The organism is Aeromonas crassostreae, from assembly GCF_054052445.1.
Genome location: NZ_JBSTYM010000018.1, coordinates 1 through 21,364, shown reverse-complemented (window position 1 = coordinate 21,364; position 21,364 = coordinate 1). Strand labels below are relative to the sequence as shown.

Genomic DNA, 21,364 nt, shown 5'->3' with positions numbered 1-21,364 from the left:
GGAAAATTGGGTTAGAAACTGACTGGTAAACCTTATGTGTGATTTCATGACAGAAGACCAACTGGCCTACTACACGGGACAGATAGAGGGGCACATTGCCGAGCTCGAAGAGCGCCTCAACTCCCAGGCCAGCCAGGCCATCGCCACCGATACCAACGAGATGGCCGATGAAATTGACCGGGCCAGCATCGAAGAGGCCCGCCGCCTGGAACTCAATCGCATCGAGCACGACAAGTTGCACCTGCGCAAGCTGAGGGCGGCGCTGCGCCGCATCAACGAAGGTGACTTCGGCTACTGCGAGTCCTGCGGTGAGCAGATCGCCCTCAAGCGTCTGCAGGCTCGCCCGGAGTCCCGTTACTGCCTCGAGTGCCAGAGCACCAAGGAGTTCAACGATACTCACGTGTTCCGCCGCGTCGCCTGATGCGCGCCAGGCCCCCGGCTGCCCGCCGGGGACCTGGCCATTTGGCCATCCTCACCCGACCCCCTCCCGATTTGCCCCACACTACCGCCCTGGCACGAGGCGCTGACCCGTTATTCTGTTAGACTCCGGACTGTTTTCAGGTTGTTTCAGGAGTGCAGACAGTGAAATGGCTCATCACCCTGTGTCTGTGCCTGCCCTTGCTGGCGCAGGCGCAAGATCTCGTGGTCAAGACCCCCAAACGCCCCGTCAACCAGCTGGACGGCGACTACCAGCTCAAGTTGCTGGATCTCGCCCTGCGCCACTCCGGCCAGGCGTTTCGGATAGAGCAGGTCGATGTGGATCTGAACCAGTTCACCCTGCAACAGCAGCTGCGAGAGGGCAAAGCGATCAATGTGTTCTGGATGGGGACGTCCAGCGCCCTGGAGTCGGCCCTGCTGCCCGTGCCCGTGCCGCTGTTTCGCGGTCTCGAAGGCTTGCGCATCGCCTTCATTCACGAGAAGGATCAGGAGAAGTTCAGCCAGATAACGAACCTGGAACAGCTCAGGAAGATGCGGGCCGCCCAGGGCATCGGCTGGGCCGACAACCGGGTCTATCAGGAGGCGGGCATCCCCACCTACATGACCCGCTTCAGCAACCTGTTTCGACTGATGAACGACGGCGGCCGGCTCGACTTCTTCCCCCGCAGCCTGGTGGAGATCTTCGCCGAGCAGCGGGAGCTCGCCGGCCAGTATCCCAACCTGGTGGTGGAGCAGCACCTGCTGATCCGCTACCCCTTCGCCGAGTTCTTCTTCGTCAGCCCTCGCCATCCCAAGCTGGCCAAGGCGCTGACCCGGGGACTGGAATCCGCCTATGCCGACGGCAGCTTCCTGCGCTTCTTTCGGGAGAGTCCGGCCATCCGCACCGCCCTGGCCAACGCCAACCTGGCCGGTCGCACCACCATACAGCTGGCCAACCCCGACATGACCCCCTTGCTGCGCAGCATTCCGGCCCACTACTGGGACTATCCTCCCAGCCAAGGTCAGTAACGACCGCTGCCCATCCGTTATTGATGCCGATATGGAGAGACCCATGCGTTTCCTGAACACACTGCTGACCTGCGCCCTGCTGCTGCCCGCCCTGGCCCACGGCAAGGCCGACACCGTCGGCGAGGTGAGCACCGCCTTCAAGCTGCTCGGCCCCAACCACAAGATAGTGATCGAGGCCTTCGACGATCCGGACATCGCCGGCGTCACCTGCTATCTGGCCCGTCCCAAGACAGGGGGCGTCAAGGGCGGCCTCGGCCTGGCAGAAGACCCCTCGCACGCCTCCCTCTCGTGCCACCAGACCGGCCCCATCGCCGTGCCGGACAAGCTCAGGCAGGGGGAGGAGGTGTTCGACGTCAACACCTCCCTGGTGTTCAAGGAGCAGAAGGTGGTGCGCTTTTACGACGAGAAGCGCAATGGGCTGGTCTATCTCACTTACAGCACCAAGCTGATCGATGGCTCCTACAAGAGCGCGGTCAGCGCCGTGCCCATCATGCCCTGGGGCTGAGCCACCGGGCCTGTCACATTCACACGGAGGGAGTTGCAGATGTATCGGACCATATTGGTGACCGGCGCCACCAGCGGCATAGGGTATGCCCTGGTCGAGGAGCTGACCCGGCTTGGCTACCAGGTGTTTGCCACCGGTCGCAACCAGGAGGCCCTCACCCGCCTCAAGCAGGCGACGGGCTGCCTGGGTGAGACGGCGGACCTGGCCGACCCCGCCGCCCTGCTCGCCCTCTACGCCAGTGCCGAGCAGGCCCTCGGCCCCATCGACGTGCTCATCAACAACGCCGGCATGAACAGCCGCAAGGCCCCCCTGGTGGAGACCAGCCTGGAGGAGTTCGACCAGCAGTACGCCATCAACCTGCGCGCCCCCTATCTGCTGGCCCGGGAGGCCCTCAAGTCGATGCAGCCCCGTGGCCGTGGCTACCTGATCAACGTGGTGAGCACGGTCGCCAAGCGCAGCAGCGAAACCATGGGGGTCTACACCGCCATGAAGCAGGGCCTCGCCGGCCTGAGCCAGGTGATGATGAAGGAGGCCCAGCCCCACGGCATCAGGGTCACCACCCTCTATCCGGGCGGCACCGACACCGGCTTTCGCCCCCAGGCCAGGCCGCAATACATGCAGCCCGCCAGCGTGGCGCGCACCCTGGTCCATCTGCTCACCCTGCCGGAGGACGTGATGATGCACGAGATGACCTTCCGCCCGCCGGTGGAGCTGGAGTGAGTCGGGGCAGCCGCCGCCCCCGGCATATTGCCGCTCGCCCCGGGGGCGACCCGGCGCCGGTTTCTGGTGCCGCGCCCGCCGCCTTGTTGTAAATTAACCACAACCCTCACGTTGTTGGAGAACCGCCATGCGCGTCGCCCTATTCAGTACCAAGAGTTACGACAAGGAACACTTTCACCAGGCCAATGAGCAGTACGGCTTCGACCTGGAATTTTTCGATGTGCGGCTGGAGGCCAAGACCGCCCGTCTCGCCCACGGCTTCCCCGTGGTCTGCCTGTTCGTCAACGATGACGCCGACCGGGAGGTGCTGACCGAGCTGGCCCAGCATGGCACCCAGGTGATCGCCCTGCGCTGCGCCGGTTACAACAACGTGGACCTGGTCGCCGCCAGGGAGCTGGGGCTGAAAGTGGTGCGGGTGCCCGCCTACTCCCCCGAGGCGGTCGCCGAGCACGCTGTGGGCCTGATGATGACCCTCAACCGCCGCATCCATAAGGCCTACCAGCGCACCCGGGACGCCAACTTCTCCCTGGAAGGGCTGGTGGGCTTCAACATGTTCGGCCGCACCGCCGGCATCATAGGCACCGGCAAGATAGGGATCGCCACCCTGCGCATCCTCAAGGGCTTCGGCATGCGCCTGCTGGTGAGCGACCCCTACCCGAACCAGGCCGCCATCGATCTCGGCGCCGAGTACGTGGACATCGACACCCTGCTGCGCCAGTCCGACGTCATCAGCCTGCACTGCCCCCTGTTCAAGGAGAACTACCACCTGCTAAACAAGGAGGCCTTCGCCAAGATGAAGGATGGGGTGATGATCATCAACACCAGCCGGGGCGGCCTGCTCGATGCCAACGCCGCCATCGAGGCCCTCAAGACCTCCCGCATCGGCGCCCTGGGGCTGGACGTCTACGAGGAGGAGGAGGATCTCTTCTTCGAGGACAAGTCCAACGAGGTGATCACCGACGACGTCTTCCGCCGCCTGTCGGCCTGCCACAACGTGCTGTTCACCGGTCACCAGGCCTTCCTGACCCGCGAAGCCCTGCACGCCATCGCCGACACCACCCTGGGCAACATCCAGGCTATCGGCCAGGATGGACGCAGCGACAACGAGGTCGAGTCCTGATCCAGCCGCTGACACTGGCCCAGTCCAGTCCTCCCAATATCCTGCGCCGACTTGTGAGAGTCGGCGCAATTCGTTAGGCTGTCCGGCCCCTTTTTGCACAGGAGCCCGCCCCCCATGTTTATCGGATTCGATTACGGCACATCCAACTGCGCCGTCGCCGTGATGGAGCAGGGCAACCCCAGGCTGTTGCCCCTCGGCGCCTCCCACTATCTGCCCTCCACCCTGCACGCCCCGCACCGGGATGCCATCGCCGGCCTGCTGGCCGAAGGCCTCTGCCCGGCCCAGCAGCAGAGCTACCTCACGCTGCGGGGCCCCGTGGTGCAGCGCGCCCAGTCGGTCCGTCGCCAGATGCGCGACGAGGGGCTCATCGACGAGCTCAGCTTCGGCGCCGCCGCCCTGGATCGCTATCTGGAGGCCCCGGACGAGGGTTACTACATCAAGTCGCCCAAGTCCTTCCTCGGCGCCTATGGTCTCAAGCCGCCCCAGATCGCCCTGTTCGAGGACATCGTCTGCGCCATGATGCTGCATGTGCGCCAGCAGGCGGAGCAGCAGCTCGGCCAGCCGGTACGCAGCGCCGTCATCGGTCGCCCGGTCAACTTCCAGGGGCTGGCCGGGGAGGAGAGCAACCGCCAGGCCATCGCCATCCTCGGCGAGGCGGCCCGTCTGGCCGGGTTCGAGCGGGTGGCGTTTCTCTATGAGCCGGTGGCGGCCGGTTTCGAGTTCGAGGCGCGCCTCACCCAGGATGCCGTGGTGCTGGTGGTGGATATCGGCGGTGGTACCACGGACTGCTCCATGCTGCGCATGGGGCCGAGCCACCGCCACCGGCTCGAGCGCGACGACGATCTGCTCGGTCACAGCGGCCAGCGCATCGGCGGCAACGACTTCGACATCCGCCTCACCGTCGAGGGCATGATGCCGCTGCTCGGCATGCACGAGACCCTCAAGACCGGCAAGCCGCTGCCTCACCCGCTGTTCTGGGACGCGGCCGCCATCAACGACGTCAGCGCCCAGGGCCGCTTCTACAGCCTGGAGACGGCGCGCTCCCTGCAGGATCTGCAGCTCGACAGCGCCCCCGACAGCAAGCTGCCCCGCCTCGCCCGGCTGCGGGCCCACAAGCTCAGCCACCAGCTGGTATGGCGCGCCGAGCAGGGCAAGATCCAGCTCTCGGACCAGGAAAGCTGCCAGCAGCCGCTCACCGAGCTGGAGCGGGGGCTGCATGCCCAGCTGCACCGCGATCAGCTGGCCCAGGCGTCCACCCCCCTGCTGGAGAAGATAGGGGAGCTGATGGATGAAGCCATCCAGGCCGCCGGGGTGGCGCCTGACCGCGTCTTCATTACGGGGGGCAGCGCCCGCTCCCCCCTCATCAAGGCCTATATCAACGACAAGCTGCCCAACCTGCCGGTGGACGGCGGCGATGACTTCGGCTCGGTCGCCTCGGGGCTGGCCCGTTATGCCGAGCGGCTGTTTGGCGCCCCCCGGGGCTGATCCCTCCCAGAGCCCCATCCAAAAGAGGCGGTGACCCAGGGTCGCCGCCTCTTTTCTTTGGCCGGAGGTCATGGGCCGGAAATCATTGGCCGGCAGTCGTGGACCGAGCGCCAGGCCCCATCGGCGCCGGATTGGCCCATATTTCGACCCTGCTGACTCCCCCCATGCCCCGGGGCGACAGAAGCGGTCGGGGGGGCGCCCCCGGCCCCTGCCCCCCCGGGCCCGGCGGCGCTATCCTTGAGGCTCCCACTACCGGAGCCCTCCCATGTACAGATTTTTGCTGCTGGTGCTCGCCCTGCTGTTGCTCGGCGGTTGCAGCTCGGCCCCCCAGTTCAGCCGCCAGGACCTGATGCACCATCACTGGGTGCTGGACAGACTCGATGATGAGGCCATTGAGCTCCCCGCCCGCAACCGGCCGGATTTCGAGATAGGCGAGCACTTCACCGTCAACGGCATCGCAGGGTGCAACCGCTACTTCGGCCAGGGCCACCTCAAGGGCGACAGGCTCAAGGTCACCAACCTGGGCAGCACCAGCATGGCCTGCCCGCCCCCCCTCGACACCATAGAGCAGGCGGTGCTCGACACCCTGCAACAGGGCGCCACCCTGACGGGAGACACCCAGCGGCTGATCCTGCAGGGAAAACGGCACCGTTTGGAATACAAGTTGCGAGACTGGGTCTACTAAACCGCCCCAGGCGCACGAAAGGGACGCCACAAACGGGAACAGGGCCCTTGCCTGTGGCACAATATGGGCAGTGCACGCAACGGAGGCGGCCCCCATGTCGATGGATCACCTGTTTGACAAGATCAAGCAACTGCCCACCATACCCCAGCTGCTTCACGAGCTGATGCAGAGCTTCGGCGACGAGAACGCCCAGATAGACAAGATTGCCGCCCGGATCGCCATGGATCAGGTGATCAGCGCCAAGGTGCTGCGGCTGGCCAACTCCGCCGCCCTGCGTCGGGGCCACGACATCACCTCCATCGAACAGGCGGTGATCCGCCTGGGCTTCAACCGGTTGCGCTCCCTGGTGGTGGCCTCCGGCATCATTGGCAGCTTCAAGGCGCCGCCCAGCTTCGACAAGCATGCCTTCTGGACCGAGACCTTCCGGGTCGCCACCATAGCGCGGCTCCTGGCCCAGCACGCCAGGGAGATGGATCCCGAGACCGCCTTCACCTGCGCCCTCATCCACAACATCGGCGAGCTGCTGATCCAGAGCACCCTGCCCGACGAGGCCGAGCTCATCCATCTGGCGGTGCAGCAGGGGACCAGCCGGGTCGATGCCCAGCGCCAGATGCTGGGCTACGACTATGCCCAGCTCGGCGCCGAACTGGCCCGGCGCTGGCAACTGGCTCCCGCCTTCGTCACCGCCATCGCACAGCAGCTCGACCCCCTGGCCCACCAGCCCGTCAGCCGGGATGCCGTGCTGATCCGGCTGGCGGTTTTCGTCTCCTTCGCCTGGCATGCCGGGGTACCGGCCCAGACCATCATCGCCCGCTTCCCCATGCCCCTGGCCGAGCCCCTGGGACTGGATACCAGCCGGCTGGCCGCGCAACTCGAAACCCTTCACGAGCAGGGCAACCCCCTCGACGAACTCCTGACCCAATGAACGACATGACCCAAGATATCCCGTTTCTGTTTCACCCTCAGGCGGCCCCCTGGTTCCAGGAGGAGTCCGACTCCCTGCTACTCACCCTGTTCTGCGAAGAGGGGGCCCGGATCCGCGAGGTCTGGCTGCGCCACGAGCCTGACAACGAGGAGTACCTGCTGGCCATGACCCGGGTGGCGACCCGGGAGCGGCTGGGGATCTGGCAGGCCAGACTGCCCCTGGCCCCGGGCCAGGATCTGCAACTCTATTGCTTCAAGTGCCTCACCCATGAGGGTCAGTGGTGGCTGCACGGCGCCGGCATCAGCCCCGCCATGCCCCCCCGCGAGCAACATTTTCGCTTCAACGCCCGCCACCAGCCGCCGGCCTGGGTGCAGGATCAGGTGTTCTACCAGATCTTCCCCGACCGCTTCTGCAACGGCGATCCCTCCCTGAGCGTGCGCCATCACGAGTACGAGTACGGCGGCAAGGCCGTCATCAGCAAGGCCTGGGGCGAGCCGGTCAGCCAGCAGGGGGAAGGCACCGCCAGCAGCGAGTTCTATGGCGGCGATCTGGCTGGCATCGACGGCAAACTGCACTATCTGCAGTCCCTCGGGGTGACGGCGCTCTATCTCAACCCCATCTTCGCCTCGCCGAGCAATCACAAGTACGACACCCAGGATTACTACCGGGTGGACCCCCATCTGGGCAGCAATGAGCGGCTGGCCGAGCTGACCCGCCACCTGCGCCAGCGCGGCATGAAGATCATCCTGGACGCCGTGGTCAACCACACCTCGACCCAGCACCCCTGGTTCTGCCCACCCAGGGGGGCCATGGGCAATCCCGATTCGGCGTTTCGCAAGTTCTATACCTTCGATCAGGAGGGGGACTATGTGAGCTGGAAGGGGATCCGCAGCCTGCCCAAGCTGGACTTTGCCAGCGAGCAGGTGCAGGACGCCGTCTACCGCGCCGAGGACGCCATATTGCGTTACTGGATGCGCCCGCCCTACCAGATAGACGGCTGGCGCTTCGACGTCATCCACATGCTGGGGGAGCGGGGCACCGCCGAGGGCAACCCTGGTCACGTGCGCGCCATTCGCCACACCCTCAAGCAGGAGAACCCGGAGGCCTATGTGCTCGGCGAGCACTTCTTCGAGGCGAGCCAGTGGTTGCAGGGGGATCAGGAGGATGGCGCCATGAACTACTATGGCTTCGCCCACCCGATCCGCGCCTTCCTGGCGGGTCAGGACATCGCCTACCACCCCATCAGGATCAGCGCCGCCGAGCTCGATGGCTGGCTCAAGCAGGCCCGGGCCCACATCCCGTTCAAGAACCAGCTGGCCCAGCTCAACCTGCTGGACAGCCATGACACGGCCCGCTTCCTGCACCTGCTGGGGGAGGACAGGCAACGCATGATGCTGGCCGCCACCCTGCTGCTCACCTATATCGGCGCCCCCTGCATCTACTACGGCGACGAGGTGGGCCTGTCCGGTGGCAACGATCCGGACTGCCGCCGCTGCTTCCCCTGGGACAGCACGGCCTGGGACCATGTGCTGCACGAGCACTATCGCCGCCTGACCCAGATCCGTCGCCAGCGCCCCTCCCTGCGCCGGGGTGACGCCCAGACCCTCTACGCCGGGGCTCACAGCTATGTGTTCGCCCGCACCCTGCAAAGCGATCAGGTGGTGGTGGCCTGCAACCGCCACGCCACGGAGCCCCGCACCATCAGCCTGCCCCTGTGGCAGACCGCCAGCCCCGCCAGCCGCTTCACCGATGCCTTCAACGGCGACAAGTTCGAGGTGGTGCAGGGGGAGGTACAACTCACCATCCCGGCCAACTCGGCCCGGGTGCTGCTGTCGAGCTGACAACCAAAACCGGAGCACAAGGCTCCGGTTTTGGTTTGCTCACCCCATCCGGGTCGGCTGCATCAGCAGTTGATGTTGACGTAGGGGACCTCGGCTACATCCCATGCCGCCACTGAGATAAACGGTCAGCAGAGAGCAGAGCGGCACTTCCCTGCTCGAGCAGGCCCCCTCAGTAGTTGATGCTGACGTAGGGGACCTCGGTCACATCCCATGCCTGCTTGAGGTAGACGGTGAGCACGAAGAAGAAGTTGGCCAGCAGGTTGGCGAAGCGGGCCAGTATGGGGTCATGGCCGACGCCGCTCTCCTCGAGGCGCACCAGCAGGCGCACCACCTTCTTGCTGGCGCAGCGGCACAGGTGCAGGGCCGGGATCGGCTGGGGGCCACGGGGCAGCACGAAGCCGGTCACCCGGTCGCGGCTCGCCTCGTTGTAGGCGTCATAGCGCCCCTTGAGCCAGTCCAGATCCTCCTCGAAGATGCCGAGCCTGCCGCGCACCGAGCCGTTGAGGTTGTAGATGAGCCGCTGCAGGGTATCGAGATCGGCGAAGATGGCGGCCTCCCCCTCACCAAGGGGCGTCGGCAGCATGGCCATGACAGCCCCCACCTGGCAGCAGAGCTCGTCGGTCGCTATCTCGTAGTCACACTGCAACTGGGTCTCGTAGATGAAGGGGTAGCAGAGCTCCCGTATGTCTTTCGGGCGCTTGTGGCTGCGCTGACGCGCGGCAGGGGCGCTGGTCTGCGCCTCGTCGGGGCCGGATTCGGGCTGCTGATCCATGGGGTTCTCGCTCGCGGGGAAAGCCGCAGTGTGCCAGCCGGGGGCGTCCCAGGCAAACAGGGGCACCCGGCCGGCAAAGACAGGGCCCCTACCGTGCCTGCCTGACACCAGATATCAAACAGGCGACGGCGGGGTCATCCGGGCTCAGACCGTTCCCAATAACCGATAGGCATCGAGCAGGCGGCGATTGGTGGCGACGAAGCGGGCGCCCTGTTCCCCGTCATCGCCCCGCGCCGCCAGTACGGCCGGGATCAGCGCCTGTTGTTGATCCTGCGCCAGCACTCCGTCGGCCTGCTGCTGCCAGTCGGCCAGCCTGGGCAGGTAGTCCGCCAGGGGCGCCAGGCGCTGCTGCAGGGCGCTGTTGCCCTGATAATGCTGACCCAGCCGGCTCGATTGCTTGAGGCGCAGGGAGTAGGCCACCAGCTGGCCGTCGTCCAGCCCGGGCAACTGACCGGCATCCAGACTCTGATCCAGCTTGCCATTGAAGAAGCTGTCCGCCAGCGAGTCGAGCCCCTTGACCAGATCGCCGATGGCCGCCAGCTCGGCATCTCCCAGGTTCCCCTCGAGGGAGAAGCTGAAGCTCTGGCTCAGCTTGAGGCTGAACTGGCTGGCATCCCCCTGCTCCCGGGACTTGAGCTGCCAGCTGTCGTTGAAGCGCAGCAGCACCTTGTCCCCCTCCCTGGTCTCTATCTCCAGGATCCCCTGCTGGCGACTGGCCATCTCCGCCGACTTCATGTCCAGATCGGACACCTGGCCAAAGAAGGTCTGCTCGAACTCGTCCAGCCCCTGCTGGATCAGCGTGTAGCTCTGATCGATGCCGGTCTTGACGTCCTCGTTGTCGGTCGCCGTGTCGCCAAGCTGCTTGCGCGCGTCGGCGAAGCCCATCTCCACCCCCTTGCGGGCCTGGGCCATCATCTCGGTCAATTGGTCATCGGACTTGCCGTCGGCCCGCGCCGCGCCGAGGCGGCCGTTGACGAACTGCAGCACATTGTCCGCCACCGCCTGGAAGTCGAACAGGGTCTGCGGGGTGATCTCCTCCGGCGGCTCGGCCCTGGGCGCCTGATAGCCCTTGCCATTGAGTTGCAGATGGAACTGCAACGCCTGCTGCACCAGAGCCTGGGCCCAGCGGGGCGCCCGGCTCAGGATCACCTCCTCGTCCAGCCCCTTGCCGCCGGTCTCGCGCGCACGCTCAGGCTTGCCCCCGGCCTCGCTCTCCCTGCCGTGGCGCACCTCGTCGCTGCGCGCCTCCCCTTTCACCCCTTTGGGCTGACCCGCCCCCATGCCATCCAGCCGCATCGCCATCTCCTCGTGCAATCCCCGTTAGCCGCTTATCGGCCCGGGTGGCGACTTCTTGACCATAAAATACTGGACAATCTACCCCTGACTTTTAAAATCAGGCCCCTTTGGGTGGCCTTGAGTCACCCCCAGGTTTCTGTCCGGCCCCGCCGGCGTGCATCAGAGGTATGTCATGACCCCATCCGAGCGAACCCCGGCCGCCTATCAGGCCCAGTTGGCGGCCAAGGCGCAACGCCTTCAGGCCCTGTTTGCCGGCTTCAATCCCCCCGCCATCGAGGTCCACGCCTCTCCCGCCGAGCACTACCGGATGCGCGCCGAGTTCCGCCTCTGGCACGAGGATGACGATCTCTATCATGTGATGTTCGATCAGGAGACCCGCCAGCGTATCCGGGTGGATCAGTTCCCGGCCGCCAGCGCCCTGATCAACCGGGTGATGCCGCCCCTGCTGGACCAGCTGCGGCCGGTCAAGGCGCTGCGCTTCAAGTTGTTCCAGATAGACTATCTCTCCACCCTCTCCGGCCAGCTCGTCATCACCCTGCTCTACCATCGTCGCCTCGATGGCGACTGGCAGGCCGCAGCCGAAGGGCTGCGGGCCAAGCTGCAGGCCCAGGGCTTCGACGTGCGCATCATTGGCCGCGCCCACAAGCAGAAGATCTGCCTGGGGGACGAGTTCGTGGTCGAAACCCTCAAGGTACAGGGGCGCGAGCTCATCTATCAGCAGGTGGAGAACAGCTTCACCCAGCCCAATGCCGAGATTAACCAGCTGATGCTGGGCTGGGCTCTGGACGTGACCCGAGGTAGCGAGGGTGATCTGCTGGAGCTCTACTGCGGCAACGGCAACTTCTCCATCGCCCTGGCCCAGAACTTTCGCAGGGTGCTGGCCACCGAGATCGCCAAGCCGAGCGTGGCCTCGGCCCAGTACAACATCGCCGCCAACGGGGTGGACAACCTCATCATACTGCGCATGTCCGCCGAGGAGTTCACCATGGCGATGCGCGGCGAGCGCAACTTCAACCGGCTGGAGGGGATAGACCTCGCCAGTTACCAGTGCAACACCATCTTCGTCGATCCGCCCCGCGCCGGCCTCGATGAGGACACGGTCCGCCTGGTGCAGGAGTACGACAACATCCTCTACATCTCCTGCAACCCGGACACCCTGATCGACAACATGCAGGCCCTGGGGCAGACCCACGAGGTGGCACGGCTCGCCCTGTTCGACCAGTTCCCCTGGACCCATCACATGGAGGCGGGTGTCTACCTGTGCCGCAAGGGCTGACCCCCAGACGACCCGAATCCAGATACGAGAAGGGGCCCCATGACGGGGCCCCTTCTTCATGCCGGTCGGCGGCGGATCTGGGGGTCACTCCCCCGATCCGGCCCCGTCACCCCAGCATATAGTCTGCCGGCAGGGCGATGCGGGCCACGCCGGACGCCACCGCCGCCAGGGCCACGGCGCGGGCCACCCGGGGCAGCAGGCGGGCATCCATCGGCTTGGGAATGACGTAATCCTTGCCGAAGGTCAGCACCTCCACCCCGGCGGCGGTCAGCACCTCGGCCGGCACCGGCTCCTTGACCAGGGCGCGGATCGCCTCCACCGCCGCCACCTTCATGGCGTCGTTGATGCGGCTGGCACGAGCATCCAGGGCGCCGCGGAAGATGAAGGGGAAGCAGATGACGTTGTTGATCTGGTTCGGATAGTCGGAGCGACCCGTGCCCATGATGAGATCGCTGCGCACCCCGTGGGCCAGGGCGGGCTTGATCTCGGGGTCCGGGTTGGAGCAGGCGAAGATCACCGGATTGGGAGCCATCAGGGCCACCGCCTCGGCGGGCAGCACGTCCGGGCCGGAGACGCCGACGAACACGTCCGCCCCGTCGATGACATCCATCAGGGTCCGCAGCGGGGTGTCGTTGGCGAAACGCTGCTTGTACGGGTTGAGATCGGTGCGACCGCTGTGGATCACCCCCTGGCGGTCCAGCATGAAGATGTTGTGCGGCTTGGCCCCGCAGGTGATCAGCAAGTCCATGCAGGCGGTGGCGGCGGCCCCCGCCCCCATGCAGACGATGCGGCTGTCGCCGATCAGCTTGCCCTGTACTTCCAGGGCATTGAGCAGGCCGGCGGCGGTGACGATGGCGGTACCGTGCTGGTCATCGTGGAACACGGGAATGTCGCAGCGCTCGATCAGCGCCCGCTCTATCTCGAAGCACTCGGGGGCCTTGATGTCTTCCAGGTTGATGCCACCGAAGGTGTCGGCGATGGCGGCGACCGTGTCGATGAACTGGGCGCTGGTCTCGTGCTTGACCTCGATGTCGATGGCGTCGATGCCGGCGAAGCGCTTGAACAGCAGGGCCTTGCCCTCCATCACCGGCTTGGAGGCCAGCGGCCCCAGGTTGCCCAGCCCCAGAATGGCGGTGCCGTTGGAGATGACGGCCACCAGGTTGCCCTTGCCGGTGTAACGGTAGGCATCATCCGGATTGGCGGCGATCTCGCGCACCGGCTCGGCCACGCCCGGGCTGTAGGCCAGCGCCAGATCGCGGGCGGTCTCGGCGGGCTTGGTGAGGGCGATGGCAATCTTGCCGGGAATGGGTTGGGCGTGATAATCGAGCGCTTGCTGACGCAGATCGGACATGGGGACCCCGAGGCAATATTTGAATAAGTAGGGAAAGGGTGGCTCGCCTGAGGCGAGGGGCTAGGATCATAAAGAAAAGCCCCGGGCTTTCCCAGCAGAAAATATCGCCAACCCGCTGTTAAGTGGCCACTCAACAGAGTAGTGTGCTGACGAAAACTAACCCCTTGGTGGTAGGTGCGGTTTCAGTCCATCACGGGAATGCCGACCAGCGCCTCCCCTTGGCGAGCCAGCGCCTCCGTCATCCCCTGGAAGATGAAGAGGTGGAACGGCAGCATGGCGAGCCAGTAAGCCAGCCCCCAGGCGCCCTGGGGATGCCAGTGTGCCCTGATCGTCACCCGGGTCAGGCCGGAGGGTTCCGGCGCAATGATGAACTCGAGCCGCCCCACCCCTGGCGCCCTCATGTTGAACAGCAAGGCCAGGCGGCGCCCCTCTTCGACCCCGATGATCTGCCAGGAGTCGAGCATGTCCCCCTTCACGAAGCGATCCGGGTTGGTGCGCCCTCGGGTCAGGGCCGGGCCGCCCACCGCGGCGTCCATCCACTCCCGGATGGCCCAGAGGCTGTTCATGTAGAAGTAACGCTGCTCCCCTCCCAGTCCTTGCAACACCTGCCAGAGCGCCTCTGGCGGCGCCAGAGAGAGCGCACTGCCAGAGGCGACCCTGTCATAGAAGCCATACTCGGGATGGCGCCAGCGCAGCCCCAGGGGCGTCTCCTCCCCCTGCTGCTCGGCACCGAGTCGCTGCTCCAGGGCCAGGCTCTCCGTCAGCGCCTCATCGAATCCGAGCAACGGTTGGGGCAACAGGGCCCGCAAGGGGCCATCGTCGGCGGGGATATCATGCTTGAGTCCCCCTACCAGCGCCTTGGCGATGGGCTGGGGCACAGAGGTGGCAAACTGCAACCACCAGGCGGAGAGGCGCGGCGTCAGCAAGGGGATGGGGATGATGGGGCAGCGCTTGCCGATGTGGGCGGCGAACGTCTGCAACTGCTGCTGGTAGCTGAGCAGCTCGGGCCCCACGGCGTTGAACACCTGACCATCCACCCCATCGAGATCCACCAACCCGCCCAGATAGTGGAGCAGATTGGACAGCGCGATGGGGGGGGTGCGCGAGCGTACCCACTTGGGCGTCACCATCATGGGCAGGTTGAACACCAGATCCCGCATCACCTCGAACGCGGCAGAGCCCGGACCTATGATGATGCCGGATCTCAGTTCCACGGTGGGCACCCCTGCGCTGCGAAACAGCTCGCCACAGTGGCGGCGGGAGTTGAGGTGGCGGCTGTTGCACTGCCTGGGCTGAATGGCCCCCAGGTAGATGATGCGGCGCACCCCGGCGGCGCGGGCGGCGGCGGCGAAGTTCTTCACCCCCTGTTGCTCGAGGCGATGGAAGTTGGCGCCCGCCCCCATGGCATGAACCAGATAGAAGACGGTATCCACCCCGGTCAGGGCCGCGGGCAGGCTGCCTGGCTCGAGCACGTCGGCCAGGCGAAATTCGACCCCGGCGGGCAGGCGGCAGGGGTGGCGCGCCCCGGCGATCACCCTGTGACCCAACCCTTGCAAATAGGGCACCAGGTGGGAACCAATATACCCGGCGGCCCCCATGACCAGACATGTACGCATGCGTGCTTCTCCCCTTGGCTGAGCCACCACCTTAGGGCAATCCGGCCCGATACAGAACGCCAGGCAACAAAAAAGGTGCCCGATGGGCACCTTTTTCAGAATTCGTCAGAAGTAGCATTACTTCTTGGCAGTCAGGCCACCGAAACGCTTGTTGAACTTGTCTACACGGCCGCCGCTAGACACTTCTTTCTGCTTGCCGGTATAGAAGGGGTGGCACGCGGAGCACACGTCCAGGTTCAGATCTTTACCCAGGGTAGAGAAAGTGTTGATGACGTTACCGCAAGAGCACTTGGCGGTGATGGCTACGTACTCGGGATGGATACCAGCTTTCATGGACAACCTCAATTATCAGGCCGTGTCGCTATCCGATCTTCTGTCGGACACCACACGATTGTTGAACACAGTTTCAAAGGCTGCGAATAATATAGGAAATGCCTGATGGCAGGCAAGTGGCTTCGCAGAAAAAATAGGCAATCTTTGGTGGATTCATCGCAAACGCTTGATCTGGTTCGTGTCGCAGTGCCGGTTCCCCTCCGCCGCCATTTCGATTATCTCTCCCCCCTCCCCCTGCCCGCCCCCGGCTGCCGGGTCGAGATCCCGTTCGGCCCCCAGACCCTGGTCGGCCTGGTGGTGGATCACCCGGCCGAGAGCCAGGTGCCCCGCAACAAATTAAAGCCCTTGAAGAGGGTGCTCGACAGCGCCCCCGTGCTGGGGCCCGACATACTGGCGCTGATGGCCTGGAGCGCCGGCTACTACCAGCATCCGCTCGGGGAAGTGCTGCCCCATGCCCTGCCGGTACTGGTGCGCAAGGGGGAGCCCGCCGCCTACCGGGAGCTGGAGTTCTGGTTCGCCACCGAGGCGGGCATGGCCATCGATCTCAACGAGCTCAAGCGGGCCGCCAAGCAGCAGCAGGCCCTCGCCCTGCTGCGCAAGGGACCCCAGACCCCCTCCGCCCTCAAGCAGGAGGAGATCTCGAGCGCCGCCCTCACCGCCCTGGAGAAGAAGGGCCTGCTGGAGAAGCGCAGCCTGGAGCCGAGCCATGACGGCGACTGGGCAACCCATTTTGAGCCAGGAGAAGGGCTGCGCCTCAACGGCGAGCAGGCGCTGGCGGTCTCTGCCGTCACCAGCCAGAGCGACAGGTTCGGCGCCTTCCTGCTCGATGGCATCACCGGCTCCGGCAAGACAGAGGTGTACCTGAGCATACTCGAGCCCCTGCTCAAGGCGGGCAAGCAGGCCCTGGTGATGGTGCCGGAGATCGGCCTCACCCCCCAGACCATCAACCGCTTCCGCCGCCGCTTCAAGGTGCCCGTGGTGGCGATGAACTCCGCCATGAACGACAGGGAGCGGCTCGATGCCTGGCTCGCCTGTCGCGACGGCGGCGCCGCCATCCTGATCGGCACCCGCTCCGCCGTGTTCACACCGTTCAAGGATCTCGGCATCATCATCATCGACGAGGAGCACGACGGCTCTTTCAAGCAGCAGGACGGTTTTCGCTACCACGCCCGGGATCTCGCCGTGATGCGGGCCCATCGTGCCGGCATCCCCATACTGCTGGGCTCGGCCACCCCGTCGCTGGAGACGCTGCACAACGCCCGCACCGGCAAGTACCACCACCTCAGCCTGACCCGGCGCGCCGGCAACGCCCAGACCGCTCGCCAGGTGATCTTGGACATCAAGAGCGTGCGGCTGCAGGCCGGGCTCTCCCCCCAGCTGGAGCAGCTGATGGCAGAGCACCTGGCGGCGGGCAATCAGGTGATGCTGTTTCTCAACCGCCGCGGCTATGCGCCGGCCCTCATCTGCCACCAGTGCGGCTGGAGCGCCGCCTGTGAACGCTGTGATGCCTGGTACACCTGGCATCAGGCCGGGCGACGGCTGCACTGTCATCACTGCGACAGCGTGCGCCCGCTGCCTCATAGCTGCCCCGAGTGCGGCAGCAGTGAGCTCATCGGCTCGGGAGTGGGCACCGAGCAGCTGGAGCAGCTGCTCACCACGGTTTTCCCGCAATATCCGGTGGTGCGTATCGATCGGGACAACACCCGCCGCAAGGGGGAGCTGGAGACCCATCTCGGCGACATCAAGGCGGGCAAGTACAAGATCCTGATCGGCACCCAGATGCTGGCCAAGGGCCACCACTTCCCGGATGTCACCCTGGTGGGTCTGCTGGATGTGGATGGCGCGCTATTCAGTGCCGATTTTCGCGCCGCCGAGAAGCTGGCCCAGCTCTACACCCAGGTGGCGGGTCGGGCAGGCCGCGCCAGCAAGCCCGGGCTGGTGGTGTTGCAGAGCCACCACCCGGAGCACGCCCTGCTGCAGGACTTGACCCAGAACGGTTACGGCCACTTCGCCGACACTGCGCTCAAGGAGCGCCGCCTGCTGGGGCTGCCGCCGTTCAGTTATCAGGGGCTGTTTCGGGCCGAGGCCAACGGTCGGGACGAGGTGCAGCTGTTCCTCACCCGTCTGGCCGATACTCTGCGCAGCGCCCGTTATCCCCAGGTGCAGGTGCTGGGGCCCATCAGCGGCTTCATGGAGCGCAAGGCGGGCAAGTTTCGCATGCAGCTGTTGGTGCAGGGGCCCAGCCGGGCGCCGTTGGCCCAGCTGCTGGATTGGGCGGTGAAAGAGCTGGACGGCTGGCCCGAGACCAAGCGGGTGCGCTGGAGCCTGGATATCGACCCCACCGAGTTGAGCTGAGTCAGGCACTGTGGGCCCGGGTGGGCGCCGGCCCCGTCACCCATTGACTATGCTCAAGGGCCGACACCACCCCTGTGGTGACCTTGCTCAGTCGATTGACCCATTACTGACATCTGATACGTATATAGCTCTCTTTCGAGAAGCCAATCCAGACAAGGAGTCAGAGCGTGATCCCAGCCAGCCTCAGCACCGCCGTCGGCGAGCTGCCCGAACCGACCCGCACCCCGCTGTTGAGCGGAACGGATCCGGAAGCCAAGCGCCGCGAACTTCTCGGCTATTTCTGCCAGACCTTCGATCTCTACGACAGCCTGTTTGATTGCCTGGCCGATCCCAGAGCCTGGTTCAACAAGGCCATCTCCCTGCGCCATCCCCTCATCTTCTACTACGGCCACACGGCGGCCTTCTTCATCAACAAGCTGCTGGCGGCCCGCCTCATCGACCAGCGCATCGACCCCCAGATCGAGGCCATGGTCGCCATCGGCGTCGATGAGATGAGCTGGGACGACCTGGACGAGGCGCACTATGACTGGCCCTCGGTCGAACGCCTGCGTGCCTACCGCGCCAAGGTGCGCAGCCGCATCATCGAGGTCATCACCCACATGCCCGTCACCCTGCCCATCGACTGGCAGAGCCCGGCCTGGGTCATCCTGATGGGGGTGGAGCACGAGCGGATCCATCTCGAGACCTCGAGCGTGCTGATCCGCCAGCTGCCCCTGGCCTGGGTACGCGACCAGCCTCACTGGCCCCCCTGCCGGCAGGCGCGTCACCAACGAGACCAGGTGCCAGCCAATGCCTTGCTGCCGGTGGCGGGAGGCACGGTCGAACTGGGCAAGCGTGACGATACCTATGGCTGGGACAACGAATATGGTCAGCGCCGGGTCGAGCTGGAGGCGTTTCAGGCCAGCCGACTGCTGGTCAGCAACGGTGAGTATCTCGCCTTCGTGCAGGCTGGCGGTTATCAGACACAAGCCTGGTGGGATCAGGAGGGGTGGGGCTGGTGCCAGTTTGCCGGGGCGCAGATGCCCAGCTTCTGGCTCGGCGACCCCGCCGATCCAGACCGGTTGCAACTGCGGCTGATGACGGAGGTCGTGGCCATGCCCTGGGACTGGCCCGTCGAGGTGAACCAGCTCGAGGCCGCCGCCTTCTGCCGCTGGAAGTCAGCCCAGACCGGACTGCCCATCCAGCTGCCGAGCGAGGCCCAGTGGGCTCTGCTCAGGGAAGGGGTGCCGGGGGATCAGCCCGACTGGCACAGGGCACCTGGCAACATCAACCTGGCCGGCTTCGCTTCCCCCTGCCCGGTGGATCTCTTCCCCCAGGGCGAGTTCTGCGATCTGGTCGGCAACGTCTGGCAGTGGACCAGCAGCGCCATCGATGGCTTCGAAGGTTTTCGGGTGCACCCCCTCTACGATGACTTCTCCACCCCCACCTTCGACGGCAAGCACACCCTGATCAAGGGGGGGAGCTGGATCTCCACCGGCAACGAGGCGCTCAAATCGTCCCGTTATGCCTTTCGTCGCCATTTTTTCCAGCATGCGGGCTTCCGCTACCTGGTCTCCCGCCATCAGGAAACCATCCCAGTGAACCCTTACGAAACCGACGCCCTCGTGGCGCAGTATCTCGATTTCCAGTACGGACCGACCCGCTTCGGCGTCCCCAACTACGCCAAGACCCTGGCCGGGATCGCCTGCGAGCTTTGCCCGAACCATCAGCGCGCGCTGGATATCGGCTGCGCCACCGGTCGCGCCAGCTTCGAGCTGGCCCGCCACTTCCAGCATGTGGACGGGGTGGACTACTCGGCCCGCTTCATCGATGTCGCCTTGAGCCTCGCAAAACAGGACAGCTTCCGCTACGCCATCACGCTGGAGGGCGACCTGATGGAATATTGCGAGGCGCGGCTCTCCCATCACGATCTGGGCCCGGCCCAGGCGGCGCGCATCCATTTCAGCCAGGGGGATGCCTGCAATCTCAAGCCCAAGTACGACCATTACGATCTGGTGCTGGCCTCCAACCTTGTCGACCGGTTGCGAGAGCCGGCCCGCTTCCTGCGCGACATCGCACCCAGATTGCGTTCCGGCGGTCTGCTGATGCTCACCAGCCCTTACACCTGGCTCGAGGAGTACACCCCCAAGGCCAACTGGCTAGGTGGTGTGCGTGAGAATGGTGAAGCACTCAGCACCTATCAAGCACTGCAACGCTTGCTGGCCGCGGAGTTTGAAGAGCTATGCGAACCACGCGATATTCCCTTCGTCATTCGCGAGACGGCCCGCAAACATCAGCACACCCTTGCCCAGCTCACCATCTGGCGCAAGCGCTGACCGGGCGGCAAACGAAAGAGGGAGGCCCATGGCCTCCCTCTGTTTTATCCGGGCGTCTTACTCCTTCTGGCTCAAGACCTGGGGCACGGCCTCCTGCTCGCGGTAGCGACGGGCCAGCACGGCGCACACCATCAGCTGGATCTGGTGAAAGATCATCAGCGGCAGCACCATGACGCCGACGCTGGCGGCCGGAAACATGACGTTGGCCATGGGCACGCCATTGGCCAGGCTCTTCTTGGAGCCGCAGAAGACGATGGTGATCTCGTCTGCCCGGCAAAAACCGAGACGCCGACTGATCCAGACGTTCCAGGCCAGTATCAGGGCCAACAAGAGGCAGCTCAACAGCACTATGCTGCCCAAGTCATACCAACCTACCTGATGCCAGATCCCCTGCACCACAGCCTCGCTGAAGGCCACATAGACCACCAACAGGATGGAGCTCTGATCCAGCTTGCCGATGAGCGGCCTGTGGCTGTCGACCCAGCGCCCGATCAAGGGGCGGGAAAGGTGGCCCACCACGAAGGGCAGCATCAGTTGCACCATGATGGACCGGATGGAGTGCCAGGTGTCCACCTCGGCACCTTGCACATCGATCATCAGACCAACCAGTATGGGGGAGAGGAAGATGCCGAGTATGCTGGAGGCGGAGGCGCTGCACACCGCCGCCGAGACATTGCCTCCCGCCAGGGAGGTAAAGGCGATGGCCGATTGCACCGTCGCCGGCAGGGCACAGAGGTAGAGGAAACCCAGATAAATGGCCGGGCTCAGCCATTGGGGAACCAGTGGCGTCAGCAAAAGCCCCAACAAGGGAAACAGCATGAAGGTGCTGGCCATCACCACCAGATGCAGGCGCCAGTGGCCCAGGCCAGAGAGCAGATTCTGGCGCGACAGCTTGGCGCCGTGCATGAAGAACAGCAGCGCCACCGCCAGCTTGGTCAGCAGACCAAACCAGACGGCCACCGCACCTTCACAAGGAAAGAGGGAGGCCAGGGCAACCACCAGGATCAGCACACAGGTAAAGGGATCAAGACGCACAAACAGTCTCCATCAGAGTCGCTTCATCCCGAATGAAGCGAGAACACAGGGGGCATGGCCCGGATGAGAAGGGCTCAGCTTACTCCACCCGGCAAGACTGGAAAAGGGAGGAGGAAAACGCAGTCCGAATGAGGGGCCGAGGGGCAGAAAGCAAAAAGGCCTCCCGAATGGGAGGCCTCTTCTAAATAGGTGCCTGACAGTGTCCTACTCTCGCATGGCGAATGCCACACTACCATCGGCGCTACCGCGTTTCACTTCTGAGTTCGGCATGGGATCAGGTGGTTCCAC

At 65.0% G+C, this 21,364-nt stretch carries 18 protein-coding genes and 1 rRNA gene; 12 read left to right on the top strand and 7 right to left on the bottom strand.

Going from position 1 to position 21,364, the window contains the following annotated elements; genetic code table 11:
- Positions 1-34 precede the first annotated feature (34 nt).
- From ACW5W4_RS14170 to malZ, 9 genes are all read left to right on the top strand, one after another.
- The gene (locus tag ACW5W4_RS14170) at positions 35-421 is read left to right on the top strand and encodes a TraR/DksA family transcriptional regulator (protein WP_041998035.1); all 387 of its coding nucleotides are present in this window, start codon (positions 35-37) and stop codon (positions 419-421) included.
- A 161-nt stretch (positions 422-582) separates the two neighbouring features.
- Positions 583-1,446 (top strand): hypothetical protein, encoded by an 864-nt coding sequence (locus ACW5W4_RS14165; protein WP_456689807.1) that lies wholly within the window; start codon positions 583-585, stop codon positions 1,444-1,446.
- Between the two features lie 43 nt (positions 1,447-1,489).
- On the top strand, positions 1,490-1,951 hold the full coding sequence (locus ACW5W4_RS14160) for a CreA family protein (RefSeq protein ID WP_456689806.1): 462 nt from the start codon (positions 1,490-1,492) through the stop codon (positions 1,949-1,951).
- Positions 1,952-1,990: 39 nt separating this feature from the next.
- The gene (locus ACW5W4_RS14155; protein ID WP_427261185.1) at positions 1,991-2,671 is read left to right on the top strand and encodes an SDR family oxidoreductase; all 681 of its coding nucleotides are present in this window, start codon (positions 1,991-1,993) and stop codon (positions 2,669-2,671) included.
- A gap of 127 nt (positions 2,672-2,798) precedes the next feature.
- Positions 2,799-3,791, top strand: coding sequence for a 2-hydroxyacid dehydrogenase (locus ACW5W4_RS14150; RefSeq protein WP_408796087.1), 993 nt, complete (start codon positions 2,799-2,801; stop codon positions 3,789-3,791).
- Between the two features lie 114 nt (positions 3,792-3,905).
- On the top strand, positions 3,906-5,276 hold the full coding sequence (yegD, locus tag ACW5W4_RS14145) for a molecular chaperone (RefSeq protein WP_456689805.1): 1,371 nt from the start codon (positions 3,906-3,908) through the stop codon (positions 5,274-5,276).
- Between the two features lie 265 nt (positions 5,277-5,541).
- Positions 5,542-5,961, top strand: coding sequence for an META domain-containing protein (locus ACW5W4_RS14140; RefSeq protein ID WP_456689804.1), 420 nt, complete (start codon positions 5,542-5,544; stop codon positions 5,959-5,961).
- Between the two features lie 94 nt (positions 5,962-6,055).
- Positions 6,056-6,886: an HDOD domain-containing protein gene (locus tag ACW5W4_RS14135; RefSeq protein ID WP_408796093.1), complete on the top strand. Its 831-nt coding sequence runs from the start codon at positions 6,056-6,058 to the stop codon at positions 6,884-6,886.
- Between the two features lie 5 nt (positions 6,887-6,891).
- Positions 6,892-8,727, top strand: a complete 1,836-nt coding sequence (gene malZ, locus ACW5W4_RS14130) for a maltodextrin glucosidase (protein WP_456689803.1) — start codon at positions 6,892-6,894, stop codon at positions 8,725-8,727.
- 169 nt (positions 8,728-8,896) lie between these two features.
- Here malZ and ACW5W4_RS14125 read toward each other — a convergent pair whose 3' ends face one another.
- Complete coding sequence (locus tag ACW5W4_RS14125) at positions 8,897-9,499, bottom strand: ATP--cob(I)alamin adenosyltransferase (protein ID WP_456689802.1); 603 nt, start codon at positions 9,497-9,499, stop codon at positions 8,897-8,899.
- 144 nt (positions 9,500-9,643) lie between these two features.
- The gene (locus tag ACW5W4_RS14120; protein ID WP_456689801.1) at positions 9,644-10,795 is read right to left on the bottom strand and encodes a DUF5610 domain-containing protein; all 1,152 of its coding nucleotides are present in this window, start codon (positions 10,793-10,795) and stop codon (positions 9,644-9,646) included.
- 172 nt (positions 10,796-10,967) lie between these two features.
- Here ACW5W4_RS14120 and trmA point away from each other — a divergent pair, with 172 nt between their 5' ends.
- On the top strand, positions 10,968-12,071 hold the full coding sequence (trmA, locus tag ACW5W4_RS14115) for a tRNA (uridine(54)-C5)-methyltransferase TrmA (RefSeq protein ID WP_456689800.1): 1,104 nt from the start codon (positions 10,968-10,970) through the stop codon (positions 12,069-12,071).
- A 106-nt stretch (positions 12,072-12,177) separates the two neighbouring features.
- Here trmA and ACW5W4_RS14110 read toward each other — a convergent pair whose 3' ends face one another.
- The 3 genes from ACW5W4_RS14110 to rpmE all read right to left on the bottom strand — a co-directional run bounded on the left by ACW5W4_RS14110 (position 12,178) and on the right by rpmE (position 15,371).
- On the bottom strand, positions 12,178-13,422 hold the full coding sequence (locus ACW5W4_RS14110) for a malic enzyme-like NAD(P)-binding protein (protein WP_456689799.1): 1,245 nt from the start codon (positions 13,420-13,422) through the stop codon (positions 12,178-12,180).
- Positions 13,423-13,604: 182 nt separating this feature from the next.
- A complete protein-coding gene (locus ACW5W4_RS14105) occupies positions 13,605-15,038 on the bottom strand; it encodes a DUF2867 domain-containing protein (RefSeq protein WP_456689798.1) in 1,434 nt (477 codons plus the stop codon).
- A 117-nt stretch (positions 15,039-15,155) separates the two neighbouring features.
- Entirely contained in the window at positions 15,156-15,371 is a 216-nt protein-coding gene (gene rpmE / locus ACW5W4_RS14100) for a 50S ribosomal protein L31 (protein WP_041998072.1), read from the bottom strand.
- A gap of 147 nt (positions 15,372-15,518) precedes the next feature.
- Here rpmE and priA point away from each other — a divergent pair, with 147 nt between their 5' ends.
- Together priA and ovoA are read left to right on the top strand one after the other, a co-directional pair.
- Positions 15,519-17,726, top strand: a complete 2,208-nt coding sequence (priA, locus tag ACW5W4_RS14095) for a primosomal protein N' (protein ID WP_456689797.1) — start codon at positions 15,519-15,521, stop codon at positions 17,724-17,726.
- A gap of 167 nt (positions 17,727-17,893) precedes the next feature.
- Positions 17,894-20,041, top strand: a complete 2,148-nt coding sequence (gene ovoA / locus ACW5W4_RS14090) for a 5-histidylcysteine sulfoxide synthase (protein WP_456689796.1) — start codon at positions 17,894-17,896, stop codon at positions 20,039-20,041.
- A gap of 57 nt (positions 20,042-20,098) precedes the next feature.
- Here the strand turns inward: ovoA and ACW5W4_RS14085 are convergent, their stop codons facing one another.
- On the bottom strand, positions 20,099-21,076 hold the full coding sequence (locus ACW5W4_RS14085) for a bile acid:sodium symporter family protein (RefSeq protein WP_456689795.1): 978 nt from the start codon (positions 21,074-21,076) through the stop codon (positions 20,099-20,101).
- A 191-nt stretch (positions 21,077-21,267) separates the two neighbouring features.
- Positions 21,268-21,364 (bottom strand): 5S ribosomal RNA (gene rrf / locus ACW5W4_RS14080); the annotation flags it as partial.